This is a genomic window from Streptomyces sp. NPDC057136, from assembly GCF_042670885.1.
Lineage (GTDB): Bacteria > Actinomycetota > Actinomycetes > Streptomycetales > Streptomycetaceae > Streptomyces.
In genome coordinates, this window is the sequence record NZ_JBHUUV010000019.1 from 109898 (window position 1) to 126855 (window position 16958).

The following is a 16958-nucleotide window of genomic DNA, read 5'->3' on the forward strand; positions in this document are numbered from 1 at the left end:
GTGTGGGTGGGTAAGTATTCACTCACCTCTAGAGTGAGTGGACACTCACCGCTCGTCAAGGTTGGTTGGAGCACGCATGGAGCAGAAGCCGGCCCGCGTCCGCATCGTCGAGGCCGCCCACGAGCTCATGCTCGGCATCGGTCTCGCACGCGCGACGACCAAGGAGATCGCGAAGGCGGCGGGCTGCTCCGAGGCGGCGCTGTACAAGTACTTCAGCAGCAAGGAAGAGCTCTTCGTGACCGTGCTCGCCGAGCGGCTCCCCAGGCTCGGCACCCTCCTGAGCCACCTCACCGCCGAGCCGGGCGAGGGCACCGTCGAGGAGAATCTGACCGAGATCGCCCGCCGGGCCGCACTCTTCTACGAGCAGACGTTCCCGATGGCCGCGTCCCTGTACGCCGAACCCCAGCTCAAGCGCCGCCACGAAGCCGCCATGCGCGAGATGGACACGGGCCCGCACAAGCCGATCCAGGGCGTCGACGCCTACCTCCGCGCCGAGCAGAAGGCGGGCCGCATCCACGCCGAAGCGGACACCTACGCGGCCGCGTCCCTGCTCATCGGGGCCTGCTCCCAGCGCGCCTTCGCCTACGACATGGCCCCCGGCGGCACACCACCGCAGCCGCTGGACGCATTCGCCGCCTCGCTCGCCCGTACCCTGCTGCGCGGAATCAGCTGAGCCAGTCGTCGATCCCGCCGAGCAGCTTCTCCCGTACGTCCGCCGGCGCCGCCGACCCCCGTACGGACTGCCGCGCCAGCTCGGCCAGCTCCTCGTCGGTGAAGGCGTGGTGCCGCCGTACGAGGTCGTACTGGGCGGCCAGCCGGGAGCCGAAGAGCAGCGGGTCGTCCGCGCCGAGCGCCATCGGCACCCCCGCTTCGAACAGGGTCCGAATGGGGACGTCCATCGGCTTCTCGTAGACCCCGAGCGCCACATTGGAGGCCGGGCAGACCTCGCAGGTCACCCCGCTCTCCGCCAGCTTGCGCAGCAGCCGCGGATCCTCGGCGGCCCGCACGCCGTGCCCGATACGGGACGCTTCGAGGTCGTCCAGGCAGTCCCGCACGCTCGAAGGCCCGGAGAGTTCGCCGCCGTGCGGGGTCGCGAGCAGCCCGCCCTCGCGGGCGATGGCGAAGGCCCGGTCGAAGTCACGGGCCATGCCGCGGCGTTCGTCGTTGGAGAGCCCGAAGCCGACGACGCCTCGGTCCGCGTACCGCACGGCCAGCCGCGCCAGCGTCCGCGCGTCCAGCGGATGCTTCATGCGGTTGGCCGCGATCACGACCCGGATGCCGAGCCCGGTGTCCCGCGCCGCGGAGTCCACGGCGTCGAGGATGATCTCGATCGCCGGAATCAGCCCGCCCAGCAGCGGGGCGTACGAGGTGGGGTCGACCTGGATCTCCAGCCACCCCGAGCCGTCCGCGACGTCCTCCTGGGCAGCCTCGCGCACGAGCCGCTGGATGTCCTCAGGCGACCGCAGACAGGACCGGGCGATGTCGTAGAGGCGCTGGAAACGGAACCAGCCGCGCTCGTCCGTCGCCCGCAGACTCGGTGGCTCACCCCCGGTCAGCGCCTCGGGCAGACGCACGCCGTACTTGTCGGCGAGTTCGAGCAGGGTCGTTGGCCGCATCGACCCGGTGAAGTGCAGGTGCAGGTGGGCCTTGGGCAACAGACGTACATCACGCTCCATCCCAAGATCCTGCCGTACGGGCGGGTCGTCGCGGTAGCCGCTTTCTCTCTTGGATTGCCCCTCGAACAAAAAAGCAGACCCCCGGCTCGGAGCCGGGGGTCTGCCTGTTTCGACGAGAGGGCAATCAGTCCTTGGCCTCGCCCAGCAGCTTCTGGAGCCGCGTGACACCCTCGGCGAGGTCCGCGTCACCGAGCGCGTACGACAGTCGCAGATAGCCCGGCGTACCGAATGCCTCACCCGGTACAACGGCGACCTCGGCCTCGTCCAGGATGAGCGCCGCGAGCTCGACCGAGGTGGCCGGACGCTTGCCGCGGATCTCCTTGCCGAGCAGCGCCTTCACCGAGGGGTACACGTAGAACGCGCCCTCGGGCACCGGGCACACGACGCCGTCGATGTCGTTGAGCATCCGCACGATGGTCTGGCGGCGGCGGTCGAAGGCGGTGCGCATCTCGGCGACCGCGTCCAGGTTCCCGGAAACGGCGGCCAGCGCGGCGATCTGGGCCACGTTGGAGACGTTCGAGGTGGCGTGCGACTGCAGGTTGGTCGCGGCCTTCACCACGTCCTTGGGGCCGATGATCCACCCGACGCGCCAGCCGGTCATCGCGTACGTCTTGGCGACACCGTTGACCACGATGCACTTGTCGCGCAGCTCGGGAAGGATCGCCGGGAGCGAGGTGAACGTGGCGTCGCCGTAAACGAGGTGCTCGTAGATCTCGTCGGTCAGCACCCACAGGCCGTGCTCGACGGCCCAGCGGCCGATCGCCTCGGCGTCGGCCTCGCTGTAGACGGCGCCGGTCGGGTTGGACGGCGAGACGAAGAGGACGACCTTCGTGCGCTCGGTGCGCGCCGCTTCGAGCTGCTCGACGGAGACCCGGTAGCCGGTGGTCTCGTCGGCCACCACCTCGACGGGGACACCGCCGGCGAGACGGATGGACTCCGGGTAGGTGGTCCAGTAGGGGGCCGGGACGATGACCTCGTCGCCCGGGTCGAGGATCGCGGCGAAGGCCTGGTAGATGGCCTGCTTGCCGCCGTTGGTCACCAGGACCTGGGAGGCGTCGACCTCGTAGCCGGAGTCGCGCAGCGTCTTCTCTGCGATGGCGGCCTTGAGCTCCGGGAGCCCGCCTGCCGGGGTGTAGCGGTGGTACTTCGGGTTGCGGCATGCCTCGACCGCGGCTTCGACGATGTAGTCGGGCGTCGGGAAGTCGGGCTCACCGGCGCCGAAGCCGATCACCGGACGGCCGGCGGCCTTCAGGGCCTTGGCCTTGGCGTCGACGGCGAGGGTCGCGGACTCGGAAATCGCACCGATGCGGGCGGAGACCCGACGCTCGGAGGGAGAAGTTGCAGCGCTCATGACGCCCATGGTCCCAGACCGGAAATGGCGTCGGCACACGGGTTTCAGGGACCGGACACCACTCGGACAACATGCGGACAGGACCGGTCGGTTCCTATCTGTTCGACGCAGCGGCCCTGAGCACGTACACTCACCTGTCGTTGGCCTTCACCAGTCACACCGTTCTCGCGCCCGGTCCATCCGGGAGGGATGCGGTAGGTTGGTGGAAACCACAAAGGGTCGTAGCTCAATTGGTAGAGCACTGGTCTCCAAAACCAGCGGTTGGGGGTTCAAGTCCCTCCGGCCCTGCTACACACATCTTCGCCAGGATGTGTGCGCATGTACGTACTTCATTGCACAGTCGTGCGGCTCCCCCGGGCGCGGCACGGCCACGACCCGGAATCAGGTGAGTAGCGTGACGGACGCCGTGGGCTCCATCGACATGCCTGATGCCGAGGATGAAGTCCCCGAGTCGAAGAAGAAGACTCGGAAGGGCGGTAAGCGCGGAAAGAAGGGCCCCCTGGGCCGTCTCGCGCTGTTCTACCGCCAGATCGTCGCCGAGTTGCGCAAGGTCGTCTGGCCGACCCGCAATCAGCTGACGACGTACACATCCGTGGTGATTGTGTTCGTAGTCGTCATGATCGGCCTCGTTACCGTGATTGACTTCGGATTCGCGCGGGTCATCAAGTACGTCTTCGGCTGATCCCGCGGAGGGCGCCTCACCGGCGCCCCTTTCGCATGTTCCACCCATTTGTATCCAGGAAGAAGCAGCCATCGTGTCTGACCCGAACCTGAACGACGCCGCCGAACCTACGGTGGACGCCGTCGAGTCCGCCGAAGACGAGCTCGACATCGTTGAGGCGGCGGATTCCGTGGAGCCCGACCAGGCCGAAGCTGCCGACGAAGCCGCGGGCGAGCCCTCCGAGGAGGGCGCCGTAGCCGTCGAGTCCGACGCTGAAGAGTCCGCGGACGAGGAGTCCGACGCAGAGCTCGCCGACGAAGAGGTGGCCGAGGCCGCCGACGACGAGAGCGCCGACGACGAGAGCGCCGACGACGAGAGCGCCGACGACGAGAGCGCCGACGAGGAAGAGGCCGAGCCGGCCGCCCCCGTCGACCCCGTCACCGCCCTGCGCGAGGAGCTCCGCACTCTCCCCGGTGAGTGGTACGTCATCCACACGTACGCCGGTTACGAGAAGCGCGTGAAGGCCAACCTCGAACAGCGCGCCGTCTCGCTCAACGTCGAGGAGTTCGTCTACCAGGCGGAAGTCCCCGAGGAAGAGATCGTTCAGATCAAGAACGGTGAGCGGAAGAACGTCCGTCAGAACAAGCTCCCGGGTTACGTCCTGGTGCGCATGGACCTGACGAACGAGTCCTGGGGCGTTGTCCGCAACACCCCCGGCGTCACCGGCTTCGTGGGCAACGCCTACGACCCGTACCCGCTGACCCTCGACGAGATCGTGAAGATGCTCGCCCCCGAGGCCGAGGAGAAGGCAGCCCGCGAGGCCGCCGAGGCCGAGGGCAAGCCGGCTCCGTCCCGCAAGGTCGAGGTCCAGGTGCTGGACTTCGAGGTGGGCGACTCGGTCACCGTCACCGACGGCCCGTTCGCGACGCTCCAGGCGACGATCAACGAGATCAACGCCGACTCGAAGAAGGTCAAGGGCCTCGTCGAGATCTTCGGTCGCGAGACTCCGGTCGAGCTCAGCTTCGACCAGATCCAGAAGAACTAGCAGCTTTCGCAGGTTTCTGGACACATGCCTACCGAGCAGGTCAGACAGGCTCTCGCAGCCGTCTGACCTGCTCGTTTTTGGTCGCGCAGCTATACCCGTTATCGTTGTGCGGTATGCCTGCATCCGGATGACCGGATGTCGGCGAAAAACTCTCACTAGGACCCGGAGAGAGCAATGCCTCCCAAGAAGAAGAAGGTCACGGGGCTTATCAAGCTCCAGATCAACGCCGGTGCGGCCAACCCGGCTCCGCCGGTCGGCCCCGCACTGGGCCAGCACGGCGTCAACATCATGGAGTTCTGCAAGGCCTACAACGCGGCGACCGAGTCGCAGCGTGGCATGGTCGTGCCGGTGGAGATCACGGTCTACGACGACCGCTCCTTCACCTTCATCACGAAGACTCCGCCGGCCGCCAAGCTGATCCTCAAGGCCGCGGGTGTGGACAAGGGCTCCGGCGAGCCGCACAAGACCAAGGTTGCCAAGCTGACGGCTGCCCAGGTCCGCGAGATCGCCACGACGAAGCTCCCCGACCTGAACGCCAACGACCTCGACGCCGCGTCGAAGATCATCGCTGGCACCGCCCGTTCCATGGGCATCACGGTCGAAGGCTGATCCAGCCCTTCAAGCCCTCAGTGGTAGGACCAAGCGCTGGTCCGCACCACGACTCCACACTCTGAAACCACAGGAGTAGAAGTGAAGCGCAGCAAGAACCTCCGCGCTGCGGACGCAAAGATCGACCGGGAGCGCACCTACGCCCCGCTCGAGGCCGTCCGTATCGCCAAGGACACCGCCGCCACCAAGTTCGACGGCACCATCGAGGTCGCGTTCTGCCTGGGCGTTGACCCTCGCAAGGCCGACCAGATGGTCCGTGGCACCGTGAACCTCCCGCACGGCACCGGCAAGACCGCCCGGGTCCTGGTCTTCGCGACCGGTGACCGTGCTGCGGCCGCGGAAGCCGCGGGCGCCGACATCGTCGGCGCCGACGAGCTCATCGACGAGGTGGCGAAGGGCCGTCTGGACTTCGACGCCGTCGTCGCCACTCCGGACCTCATGGGCAAGGTCGGCCGCCTGGGCCGCGTGCTCGGTCCGCGTGGTCTGATGCCGAACCCGAAGACCGGCACCGTCACCCCCGATGTCGTCAAGGCTGTCAACGACATCAAGGGCGGCAAGATCGAGTTCCGCGTCGACAAGCACTCGAACCTGCACTTCATCATCGGCAAGGTTTCCTTCGATGACACGAAGCTGGTCGAGAACTACGCCGCGGCGCTGGAGGAGATCCTCCGTCTGAAGCCGTCCGCCGCCAAGGGCCGCTTCATCAAGAAGGCGGTCATGAGCACGACGATGGGTGCCGGCATCCCGCTGGACTCCAACCGCGTGCGCAACCTCCTCGTCGAGGAGGACCCGGCCTCCGTCTGAGCCCCCGTGCTCACCCGGTAGCCGCGTCACGGCATTCCGACGGGCCCCGTACCTTTTGAGGTACGGGGCCCGTCCTCGTACGCGCAGGGGCGGGGGCTGTGGCCGAACGGGGCCCGGACACCCGGGTTCCAAACCTCCCGCACTACTCGAACCGGGACGGATTTGCTCCGCGCGCCCCGGGTCGCGTACTCTCCTGAAGAAGCCAAAGACCGCTGGTCGTTGCTGTGCTCTCGTAAGAGGGACCGGTGACCGAAGGATCCGTCAAGAACGGACGACCTGCGCAGGTGACTGTGGAAAGCTCCCGGACTTCGTGCGGTTGAGCTACGCCCTGGCACTTGTGCCGGGGCGTTTTGTTTTTCCCGGTTCCTTCTGAGCGGTCCTCATCACCCGGAAGGAGGCCGACGCTCATGGCAAGGCCCGACAAGGCTGCCGCGGTAGCCGAGCTGACGGACCAGTTCCGCAGCTCGAACGCCGCTGTGCTGACCGAGTACCGGGGTCTCACCGTGGCGCAGCTCAAGACGCTGCGTCGTTCGCTCGGTGAGAACGCCCAGTACGCCGTGGTGAAGAACACGCTGACCAAGATTGCGGCCAACGAGGCCGGGATCGACACGCTGGACGACCTGTTCTCGGGTCCGACGGCGGTTGCCTTCATCACCGGTGACCCGGTGGAGTCGGCGAAGGGTCTTCGTGACTTCGCCAAGGACAACCCCAACCTCATCATCAAGGGCGGTGTCCTTGACGGTAAGGCGCTGTCCGCCGATGAGATCAAGAAGCTCGCGGACCTCGAGTCCCGCGAGGTTCTGCTCGCCAAGCTGGCCGGCGCCATGAAGGGCAAGCAGACTCAGGCTGCGCAGCTCTTCCAGGCTCTGCCGTCGAAGTTCGTCCGCACCGCGGAAGCGCTTCGCGCCAAGAAGGCCGAGCAGGGCGGTGCCGGTACGCCGGCTCCCGCCGAGGCTGCCGAGTAACCACTCGGTGGTCCAGCGGGCACCACGTACGCCCGCCGACATATACATCCGGCACCTGCCGAATTAGTGGAAGGACGCCATCATGGCGAAGCTCAGCCAGGAAGACCTGCTCGCCCAGTTCGAGGAGCTCACCCTCATCGAGCTCTCCGAGTTCGTTAAGGCGTTCGAGGAGAAGTTCGACGTCACCGCCGCCGCCGCGGTCGCCGTTGCCGGTCCCGCTGGCGTCGGCCCCGCTGCCGAGGCCGCTGAGGAGCAGGACGAGTTCGACGTCATCCTCACGGGTGCCGGCGAGAAGAAGATCCAGGTCATCAAGGTCGTGCGTGAGCTGACCTCCCTGGGCCTCAAGGAGGCCAAGGACCTCGTGGACGGCGCCCCGAAGCCCGTCCTCGAGAAGGTCGCCAAGGAGGCCGCCGAGAAGGCTGCCGAGTCCCTCAAGGGCGCCGGCGCCTCCGTCGAGGTCAAGTGACCCTGCGAGTCATCTGACTCCTCAGGACCGTCCCTGCCGCAAGGCGGAGATGTCACATCGCAAAGGGCGATCACCCATTCGGGTGGTCGCCCTTTGGCGTGCCCGTAGTGGCTGCCTTGCTCTTCCGCCGGTGACGAGTATCGTGATCTTCGCCGTGCGCCTCTCAGGGGGCGCCAGCAGGCGTTCTGGGGCGGTCGGAGGGGAACGCTGGGACCTCGTTCCGGCTGAGGGGCCTTGACGAACCGCACGCGGCGCGCAATTCTCAGGACGCGTCGTCACATCGATCCGCATCCGAGGCATGGATCGAGAGTGAAGAGGGCAGTAAAGAAGTGCGCACCCCGCGCGAGGGCTAGGCATAGGTGTTGAGAACAGCTGTTGAGAGCAACGTGGGTCTCTGAGAACCCCGACTGGACATCAGTGTGGCACTTGGCTACACTGACCCTTTGCGCTGCCTGTTAGCTGCCTCCTGCCCGTCACCAGGGGCATACTCAATCTGAGCACCGATGGCCGATCTTCCCTGACCTGGGATTTCTGTCATTGTGTCCACTTTGGGACCGGTACGCGCGTAGTGAGTCCGAGCCCTCGGAAGGACCCCCTCTTGGCCGCCTCGCGCAACGCCTCGACCGCGAATACGAACCACGGCGCCAGCACCGCCCCGCTGCGCATCTCTTTTGCAAAGATCAAGGAGCCCCTCGAGGTTCCGAACCTCCTCGCGCTGCAGACCGAGAGCTTTGACTGGCTCCTCGGTAATGCCGCCTGGAAGGCTCGCGTCGAGGCTGCTCTGGACAGTGGACAAGACGTCCCCACCAAGTCCGGCCTGGAGGAAATCTTCGAGGAGATTTCACCGATCGAGGACTTCTCCGGGTCGATGTCGCTTACGTTCCGCGACCACCGTTTCGAGCCCCCGAAGAACTCGATCGAGGAGTGCAAGGAGCGCGACTTCACGTTCGCCGCGCCGCTCTTCGTCACCGCCGAGTTCACCAACAACGAGACCGGCGAGATCAAGTCCCAGACGGTCTTCATGGGCGATTTCCCGCTCATGACCAACAAGGGCACCTTCGTCATCAACGGCACCGAGCGTGTCGTCGTGTCGCAGCTGGTCCGCTCGCCGGGTGTCTACTTCGACTCCTCCATCGACAAGACGTCCGACAAGGACATCTTCTCCTCGAAGATCATCCCGTCCCGGGGTGCCTGGCTGGAGATGGAGATCGACAAGCGCGACATGGTCGGTGTCCGCATCGACCGCAAGCGCAAGCAGTCCGTGACCGTTCTCCTGAAGGCTCTCGGTTGGACCACCGAGCAGATCCTCGAGGAGTTCGGCGAGTACGAGTCCATGCGCGCCACCCTGGAGAAGGACCACACCCAGGGCCAGGACGACGCGCTTCTCGACATCTACCGCAAGCTGCGCCCGGGCGAGCCGCCCACGCGCGAGGCTGCTCAGACGCTGCTCGAGAACCTCTACTTCAACCCGAAGCGCTACGACCTCGCGAAGGTCGGCCGCTACAAGGTGAACAAGAAGCTCGGCGCGGATGAGCCGCTGGACGCCGGCGTGCTCACCAGCGATGACATCATCGCGACGATCAAGTACCTGGTGAAGCTGCACGCGGGCGAGACCGAGACGACCGGCGAGTCGGGCCGGGAGATCGTCGTCGAGACCGACGACATCGACCACTTCGGCAACCGTCGTCTGCGTAACGTCGGCGAGCTCATCCAGAACCAGGTCCGTACGGGTCTGGCTCGTATGGAGCGCGTCGTGCGTGAGCGGATGACGACCCAGGACGTCGAGGCCATCACGCCGCAGACCCTGATCAACATCCGGCCGGTCGTCGCCTCCATCAAGGAGTTCTTCGGCACCAGCCAGCTGTCGCAGTTCATGGACCAGAACAACCCGCTGTCGGGTCTCACCCACAAGCGCCGCCTGTCGGCTCTTGGCCCGGGTGGTCTGTCCCGTGAGCGGGCCGGCTTCGAGGTCCGTGACGTGCACCCGTCCCACTACGGACGCATGTGCCCGATCGAGACCCCTGAAGGCCCGAACATCGGTCTGATCGGTTCGCTCGCCTCGTACGGACGCGTCAACGCGTTCGGTTTCATCGAGACGCCGTACCGCAAGGTCGTCGACGGTCAGGTCACCGACGAGGTCGACTACATCACGGCCGACGAGGAAGACCGTTACGTCATCGCCCAGGCGAACGCGACGCTCTCCGACGAGCTGCGCTTCACCGAGCCCCGCGTCCTGGTCCGCCGTCGTGGCGGAGAGGTCGACTACGTGCCCGGCACGGACGTCGACTACATGGACGTCTCGCCGCGCCAGATGGTGTCCGTCGCCACCGCGATGATTCCCTTCCTGGAGCACGACGACGCCAACCGTGCCCTCATGGGCGCGAACATGATGCGGCAGGCGGTGCCGCTCATCAAGTCCGAGGCGCCGCTCGTCGGCACCGGCATGGAGTACCGCTGCGCCACCGACGCCGGTGACGTGCTCAAGGCGGAGAAGGACGGTGTGGTCCAGGAGGTTTCCGCGGACTACATCACCGTCACGAACGACGACGGCACGTACACCACGTACCGCATCGCCAAGTTCATGCGCTCCAACCAGGGCACCTCGGTCAACCAGAAGGTTGTCGTCTCCGAGGGCGACCGGGTCGTCGCCGAACAGGTACTCGCCGATGGACCGGCCACCGAGAACGGTGAGATGGCCCTCGGTAAGAACCTGCTCGTGGCGTTCATGCCGTGGGAGGGTCACAACTACGAGGACGCGATCATCCTGTCGCAGCGCCTCGTGCAGGACGACGTCCTCTCCTCGATTCACATCGAGGAGCACGAGGTCGACGCCCGTGACACCAAGCTCGGCCCGGAGGAGATCACCCGGGACATCCCGAACGTCTCCGAAGAGGTCCTCGCGGACCTCGACGAGCGCGGCATCATCCGTATCGGTGCCGAGGTCACGGCCGGAGACATCCTCGTCGGCAAGGTCACGCCCAAGGGCGAGACCGAGCTGACGCCGGAGGAGCGTCTGCTCCGTGCGATCTTCGGTGAGAAGGCGCGCGAGGTGCGCGACACCTCGCTGAAGGTCCCGCACGGCGAGATCGGCAAGATCATCGGCGTCCGTGTCTTCGACCGCGAAGAGGGCGACGAGCTGCCGCCGGGCGTGAACCAGCTGGTTCGCGTCTACGTCGCGCAGAAGCGCAAGATCACCGATGGTGACAAGCTCGCCGGCCGTCACGGCAACAAGGGCGTCATCTCGAAGATCCTGCCGATCGAGGACATGCCGTTCCTGGAGGACGGCACCCCGGTCGACATCATCCTCAACCCGCTGGGTGTCCCGTCCCGAATGAACCCGGGACAGGTCCTGGAGATCCACCTCGGCTGGCTCGCCAGCCGTGGCTGGGACGTCTCCGGCCTCGGTGACGAGTGGGCCCAGCGCCTGCAGGCCATCGGCGCCGACCAGGTCGCCCCCGGCACCAACGTCGCGACCCCGGTCTTCGACGGTGCCCGTGAGGACGAGATCACCGGCCTCTTCCAGGCCACGATCCCGAACCGCGACGGAGACCGGCTGGTCCAGCCCTCGGGCAAGGCCAACCTCTTCGACGGCCGCTCCGGCGAGCCGTTCCCGGAGCCGGTCTCGGTCGGGTACATGTACATCCTCAAGCTCCACCACCTCGTCGACGACAAGCTCCACGCTCGTTCGACGGGTCCGTACTCCATGATCACCCAGCAGCCGCTGGGTGGTAAGGCTCAGTTCGGTGGTCAGCGCTTCGGTGAGATGGAGGTGTGGGCGCTCGAGGCTTATGGCGCCGCTTACGCCCTCCAGGAACTGCTGACCATCAAGTCCGACGACGTGACCGGCCGCGTGAAGGTCTACGAGGCCATCGTCAAGGGCGAGAACATCCCCGAACCCGGCATTCCCGAGTCCTTCAAGGTGCTCATCAAGGAAATGCAGTCGCTCTGCCTCAACGTGGAGGTGCTGTCCTCGGACGGCATGTCCATCGAGATGCGCGACACGGACGAGGACGTCTTCCGCGCTGCGGAAGAGCTCGGTATCGACCTGTCCCGGCGTGAGCCGAGCAGCGTCGAAGAGGTCTGACGGGCCTGGCCGGGGCCTCCTCGTGAGGCCCCGGTCGCCCCGGACCGTTCAGACCATGTTTGACACTCGACCCTGAAAGAGGGATTGACGACAAGTGCTCGACGTCAACTTCTTCGACGAGCTGCGGATCGGCCTTGCCACCGCGGACGACATCCGGACTTGGTCGCACGGCGAAGTGAAGAAGCCGGAGACCATCAACTACCGCACGCTCAAGCCCGAAAAGGACGGACTCTTCTGCGAGAAGATCTTCGGTCCGACCCGGGACTGGGAGTGCTACTGCGGCAAGTACAAGCGTGTCCGCTTCAAGGGCATCATCTGTGAGCGCTGCGGCGTCGAGGTCACTCGCGCCAAGGTGCGTCGTGAGCGGATGGGCCACATCGAGCTTGCCGCTCCCGTCACCCACATCTGGTACTTCAAGGGCGTCCCGTCGCGCCTCGGCTACCTGCTTGATCTCGCTCCGAAGGACCTCGAGAAGGTCATCTACTTCGCCGCGTACATGATCACGTTCGTGGACGAGGAGCGCCGTACGCGTGACCTGCCCTCGCTGGAGGCGCACGTCTCCGTCGAGCGTCAGCAGGTCGAGAACCGTCGCGACTCCGACCTGGAGAACCGCGCCAAGAAGCTCGAGACCGACCTGGCCGAGCTCGAGGCCGAGGGCGCCAAGGCCGACGTACGCCGCAAGGTGCGCGAAGGTGCCGAGCGCGAGATGAAGCAGCTGCGTGACCGTGCGCAGCGCGAGATCGACCGCCTCGACGAGGTGTGGAGCCGCTTCAAGAACCTCAAGGTCCAGGACCTCGAGGGCGACGAGCTGCTCTACCGCGAGCTGCGTGACCGCTTCGGCACGTACTTCGACGGCTGCATGGGTGCCGCTGCTCTGCAGAAGCGCCTCGAGTCGTTCGACCTCGACGAAGAGGCCGAGCGCCTCCGCGAGATCATCCGTACCGGCAAGGGCCAGAAGAAGACCCGTGCGCTCAAGCGCCTCAAGGTCGTCTCCGCGTTCCTGCAGACCAGCAACAAGCCCAAGGGCATGGTGCTCGACTGCGTGCCGGTCATCCCGCCGGACCTGCGTCCGATGGTGCAGCTGGACGGTGGCCGCTTCGCGACCTCCGACCTGAACGACCTGTACCGCCGTGTGATCAACCGCAACAACCGCCTCAAGCGTCTCCTTGACCTCGGTGCCCCCGAGATCATCGTGAACAACGAGAAGCGGATGCTGCAGGAGGCCGTCGACGCACTGTTCGACAACGGCCGCCGCGGTCGCCCGGTCACCGGTCCCGGTAACCGCCCGCTGAAGTCCCTGAGCGACATGCTCAAGGGCAAGCAGGGTCGTTTCCGTCAGAACCTTCTCGGTAAGCGTGTGGACTACTCCGCGCGTTCCGTGATCGTTGTCGGTCCGCAGCTGAAGCTGCACCAGTGCGGTCTTCCCAAGGCCATGGCGCTGGAGCTCTTCAAGCCGTTCGTGATGAAGCGCCTGGTCGACCTGAACCACGCGCAGAACATCAAGAGCGCGAAGCGCATGGTCGAGCGCGGCCGCACGGTCGTGTACGACGTCCTGGAAGAGGTCATCGCCGAGCACCCGGTTCTCCTGAACCGTGCGCCGACGCTGCACCGCCTCGGCATCCAGGCCTTCGAGCCCCAGCTCGTCGAGGGCAAGGCCATCCAGATCCACCCGCTCGTCTGCACCGCGTTCAACGCGGACTTCGACGGTGACCAGATGGCCGTGCACCTTCCGCTCTCCGCGGAGGCGCAGGCCGAGGCCCGCATCCTGATGCTGTCCTCGAACAACATCCTGAAGCCGGCCGACGGTCGTCCCGTCACCATGCCGACCCAGGACATGGTGCTGGGTCTGTTCTTCCTGACCACCGACGGTGAACTCCGTGACACCAAGGGCGAGGGCCGCGCGTTCGGCTCCACGGCCGAGGCGATCATGGCGTTCGACTCCGGCGAGCTGGCGCTCCAGTCGCCCGTCGACATCCGCTTCCCGGTGGGCACCATCCCGCCGCGTGGCTGGGTGCCGCCGGTCGCCGAGGAGGGCGAGCCCGAGTACCAGCCGGGTGACACCTTCCGGCTGCGGACGACCCTGGGTCGCGCGCTCTTCAACGAGCTGCTGCCCGAGGACTACCCGTTCGTCGACTACTCGGTCGGCAAGAAGCAGCTCTCCGAGATCGTCAACGACCTCGCCGAGCGCTACCCCAAGGTCATCGTGGCGGCGACGCTCGACAACCTGAAGGCGGCGGGCTTCCACTGGGCCACCCGTTCCGGCGTCACCGTCGCCGTTTCGGACATCGTCGTCCCCGAGGCCAAGAAGGCCATCGTCAAGGGCTACGAGGACCAGGACGAGAAGGTTCAGAAGCAGTACGAGCGCGGTCTGATCACCAAGGACGAGCGCACGCAGGAGCTCATCGCGATCTGGACCAAGGCGACCAATGAGGTTGCCGAGGCGATGAACGCGAACTTCCCCAAGACGAACCCCATCTTCATGATGGTTGACTCGGGTGCCCGAGGAAACATGATGCAGATGCGTCAGATCGCCGGTATGCGTGGTCTGGTGTCCAACGCCAAGAACGAGACGATTCCTCGTCCCATCAAGGCGTCCTTCCGTGAGGGCCTCACCGTTCTGGAGTACTTCATCTCCACGCACGGTGCCCGTAAGGGTCTGGCGGACACCGCCCTGCGTACCGCCGACTCGGGTTACCTGACCCGTCGTCTGGTGGACGTCTCGCAGGACGTGATCATTCGCGAGGAGGACTGCGGCACCGACCGTGGCCTCAAGCTGAAGATCGCGGTCAAGGGTGCCGACGGCGTGCTCCGCAAGACGGACGACGTCGAGACCTCGGTCTACGCCCGCATGCTCGCCGAGGACGTCGTCATCGACGGCAAGGTCATCGCGCCTGCCAACGTCGACCTCGGTGACGTCCTGATCGACGCCCTGGTGGGCGCCGGCATCGAGGAGGTCAAGACCCGTTCGGTCCTGACCTGTGAGTCCGCGGTCGGCACCTGTGCCTTCTGCTACGGACGCTCGCTCGCCACCGGCAAGCTGGTCGACATCGGTGAGGCGGTCGGCATCATCGCCGCCCAGTCCATCGGTGAGCCCGGTACCCAGCTGACGATGCGTACCTTCCACACCGGTGGTGTGGCGGGTGACGACATCACGCAGGGTCTGCCGCGTGTCGTCGAGCTCTTCGAGGCGCGTACGCCCAAGGGTGTCGCCCCGATCTCGGAGGCCAAGGGCCGCGTCCGGATCGAGGAGACCGAGAAGACGAAGAAGCTCGTCGTCACCCCGGACGACGGGAGCGAGGAGACGCCGTTCCCGATCTCCAAGCGTGCCCGTCTGCTGGTCGGCGAGGGCGACGCGGTCGAGGTGGGCCAGAAGCTCACCGTCGGTGCGACCAACCCGCACGACGTGCTGCGGATCCTCGGTCAGCGCGCGGTCCAGATCCACCTGGTCGGCGAAGTCCAGAAGGTCTACAACTCGCAGGGCGTGTCGATCCACGACAAGCACATCGAGATCATCATCCGGCAGATGCTGCGCCGCGTGACGATCATCGAGTCCGGCGACGCGGAGCTGCTGCCGGGCGAGCTGGTCGAGCGGTCGAAGTTCGAGGTCGAGAACCGTCGTGTGGTCACCGAGGGCGGTCACCCCGCCTCCGGCCGTCCGCAGCTGATGGGTATCACCAAGGCCTCGCTCGCCACCGAGTCGTGGCTGTCGGCGGCGTCCTTCCAGGAGACGACCAGGGTTCTGACCGACGCGGCGATCAACGCCAAGTCGGACTCCCTGATCGGCCTCAAGGAGAACGTCATCATCGGTAAGCTCATCCCGGCCGGTACGGGTCTGTCCCGCTACCGCAACATCCGGGTCGAGCCGACCGAGGAAGCCAAGGCCGCGATGTACTCGGCCGTCGGCTACGACGACATCGATTACTCGCCGTTCGGCACGGGCTCCGGCCAGGCCGTTCCGCTGGAGGACTACGACTACGGTCCGTACAACCAGTAAGCGAGTCGTTCGACGACCGGAGGGCGGTCACCCCGTTGCGGGGTGGCCGCCCTCCGGCGTATCCGGGGGCCGGCGAGCGGCGGCGTGCCGTCGTGACGGCCTTCTGCCGGTCCTCTGGGAGGTCGCGGTCGCGAGGTCGGCCGGGCAGGACTCGGCGGTCGGGGGAGTGGTGCTGTGCCGCTCGTACGGGACCGGCGAGGTGGGGGCCCGTTGTGATGGACAGCATTTGTTTTGACCGGAGTCCGTGAGGTAGGTACGCTCAAGCCTTGTGCCTGGGGTGTGCCTGGGCTCGGGTGCGTGTCCTCAACCGCATGGCGAGTCCGTAAGTGGCCACCGCAATCTGCGCTTTTCCTGCCTTCGGGCAGGAGCTTGCAGTATTCGACACACCCGACCGCGTGGGTCGGTGGGTTCCAGGTTAGTTTCAACGAACGGCACACAGAAACCGGAGAAGTAGTGCCTACGATCCAGCAGCTGGTCCGGAAGGGCCGGCAGGACAAGGTCGAGAAGAACAAGACGCCCGCGCTCGAGGGTTCGCCCCAGCGTCGTGGCGTCTGCACGCGTGTGTTCACGACCACCCCGAAGAAGCCGAACTCGGCGCTCCGTAAGGTCGCGCGCGTGCGTCTGACCTCCGGTATCGAGGTCACGGCCTACATCCCGGGTGAGGGACACAACCTGCAGGAGCACTCCATCGTGCTCGTGCGTGGTGGCCGTGTGAAGGACCTGCCGGGTGTTCGCTACAAGATCATCCGCGGCTCGCTCGACACCCAGGGTGTCAAGAACCGCAAGCAGGCCCGAAGCCGCTACGGCGCCAAGAAGGAGAAGTAAGAATGCCTCGTAAGGGCCCCGCCCCGAAGCGCCCGGTCATCATCGACCCGGTCTACAGCTCTCCTCTTGTCACCTCGCTGATCAACAAGATCCTCCTCGACGGTAAGCGTTCCACCGCCGAGCGGATCGTGTACGGCGCCATGGAAGGCCTCCGCGAGAAGACCGGCGCTGACCCGGTCATCACGCTGAAGCGCGCGCTTGAGAACGTCAAGCCCTCGCTCGAGGTCAAGTCCCGCCGTGTCGGTGGCGCCACCTACCAGGTGCCGATCGAGGTCAAGCCCGGTCGCGCCGCCACCCTCTCGCTGCGCTGGATCGTGGGTTACTCCCGCGCCCGTCGCGAGAAGACGATGACCGAGCGGCTCATGAACGAGCTGCTCGACGCCTCCAACGGTCTTGGCGCTGCCGTCAAGAAGCGCGAGGACACGCACAAGATGGCCGAGTCGAACAAGGCCTTCGCGCACTACCGCTGGTAGTCGCT

At 66.1% G+C, this 16958-nt stretch carries 13 protein-coding genes and 1 tRNA gene; 12 read left to right on the forward strand and 2 right to left on the reverse strand.

Going from position 1 to position 16958, the window contains the following annotated elements:
- The first annotated feature begins 76 nt into the window (after positions 1 to 76).
- Positions 77 to 673, forward strand: coding sequence for a TetR/AcrR family transcriptional regulator (locus ACFT7S_RS22770; protein WP_382734728.1), 597 nt, complete (start codon positions 77 to 79; stop codon positions 671 to 673).
- Here ACFT7S_RS22770 and ACFT7S_RS22775 read toward each other — a convergent pair.
- Both ACFT7S_RS22775 and ACFT7S_RS22780 read right to left on the reverse strand, forming a co-directional pair.
- Entirely contained in the window at positions 666 to 1676 is a 1011-nt protein-coding gene (locus ACFT7S_RS22775; RefSeq protein ID WP_382734730.1) for an adenosine deaminase, read from the reverse strand. The genes ACFT7S_RS22770 and ACFT7S_RS22775 overlap by 8 nt on opposite strands.
- A gap of 124 nt (positions 1677 to 1800) precedes the next feature.
- Complete coding sequence (locus tag ACFT7S_RS22780; protein WP_382734732.1) at positions 1801 to 3027, reverse strand: pyridoxal phosphate-dependent aminotransferase; 1227 nt, start codon at positions 3025 to 3027, stop codon at positions 1801 to 1803.
- A 215-nt stretch (positions 3028 to 3242) separates the two neighbouring features.
- On the opposite strand from ACFT7S_RS22780, the gene ACFT7S_RS22785 reads away from it, so the two are divergent.
- The 11 genes from ACFT7S_RS22785 to rpsG all read left to right on the forward strand — a co-directional run bounded on the left by ACFT7S_RS22785 (position 3243) and on the right by rpsG (position 16953).
- Positions 3243 to 3315, forward strand: a tRNA-Trp gene (locus ACFT7S_RS22785).
- Between the two features lie 106 nt (positions 3316 to 3421).
- Positions 3422 to 3709 (forward strand): preprotein translocase subunit SecE, encoded by a 288-nt coding sequence (gene secE / locus ACFT7S_RS22790; RefSeq protein ID WP_328905311.1) that lies wholly within the window; start codon positions 3422 to 3424, stop codon positions 3707 to 3709.
- Between the two features lie 73 nt (positions 3710 to 3782).
- Positions 3783 to 4733: a transcription termination/antitermination protein NusG gene (gene nusG, locus ACFT7S_RS22795; protein WP_382734735.1), complete on the forward strand. Its 951-nt coding sequence runs from the start codon at positions 3783 to 3785 to the stop codon at positions 4731 to 4733.
- Positions 4734 to 4907: 174 nt separating this feature from the next.
- On the forward strand, positions 4908 to 5342 hold the full coding sequence (gene rplK / locus ACFT7S_RS22800) for a 50S ribosomal protein L11 (protein WP_024494105.1): 435 nt from the start codon (positions 4908 to 4910) through the stop codon (positions 5340 to 5342).
- A gap of 81 nt (positions 5343 to 5423) precedes the next feature.
- Complete coding sequence (gene rplA, locus ACFT7S_RS22805; RefSeq protein ID WP_382734737.1) at positions 5424 to 6146, forward strand: 50S ribosomal protein L1; 723 nt, start codon at positions 5424 to 5426, stop codon at positions 6144 to 6146.
- Positions 6147 to 6553: 407 nt separating this feature from the next.
- Positions 6554 to 7111, forward strand: coding sequence for a 50S ribosomal protein L10 (rplJ, locus tag ACFT7S_RS22810; protein WP_382734739.1), 558 nt, complete (start codon positions 6554 to 6556; stop codon positions 7109 to 7111).
- Between the two features lie 82 nt (positions 7112 to 7193).
- The gene (rplL, locus tag ACFT7S_RS22815; protein ID WP_327115701.1) at positions 7194 to 7577 is read left to right on the forward strand and encodes a 50S ribosomal protein L7/L12; all 384 of its coding nucleotides are present in this window, start codon (positions 7194 to 7196) and stop codon (positions 7575 to 7577) included.
- A 598-nt stretch (positions 7578 to 8175) separates the two neighbouring features.
- A complete protein-coding gene (gene rpoB, locus ACFT7S_RS22820) occupies positions 8176 to 11661 on the forward strand; it encodes a DNA-directed RNA polymerase subunit beta (RefSeq protein WP_382734741.1) in 3486 nt (1161 codons plus the stop codon).
- 94 nt (positions 11662 to 11755) lie between these two features.
- Positions 11756 to 15655 carry a DNA-directed RNA polymerase subunit beta' gene (locus tag ACFT7S_RS22825; protein ID WP_382734743.1) on the forward strand — a complete coding sequence of 1300 codons (3900 nt, stop codon included), beginning with the start codon at positions 11756 to 11758 and terminating at the stop codon, positions 15653 to 15655.
- A gap of 453 nt (positions 15656 to 16108) precedes the next feature.
- Positions 16109 to 16480, forward strand: a complete 372-nt coding sequence (gene rpsL / locus ACFT7S_RS22830) for a 30S ribosomal protein S12 (protein WP_003948652.1) — start codon at positions 16109 to 16111, stop codon at positions 16478 to 16480.
- Positions 16481 to 16482: 2 nt separating this feature from the next.
- Positions 16483 to 16953: a 30S ribosomal protein S7 gene (gene rpsG / locus ACFT7S_RS22835; RefSeq protein WP_014154599.1), complete on the forward strand. Its 471-nt coding sequence runs from the start codon at positions 16483 to 16485 to the stop codon at positions 16951 to 16953.
- Positions 16954 to 16958 lie beyond the last annotated feature (5 nt).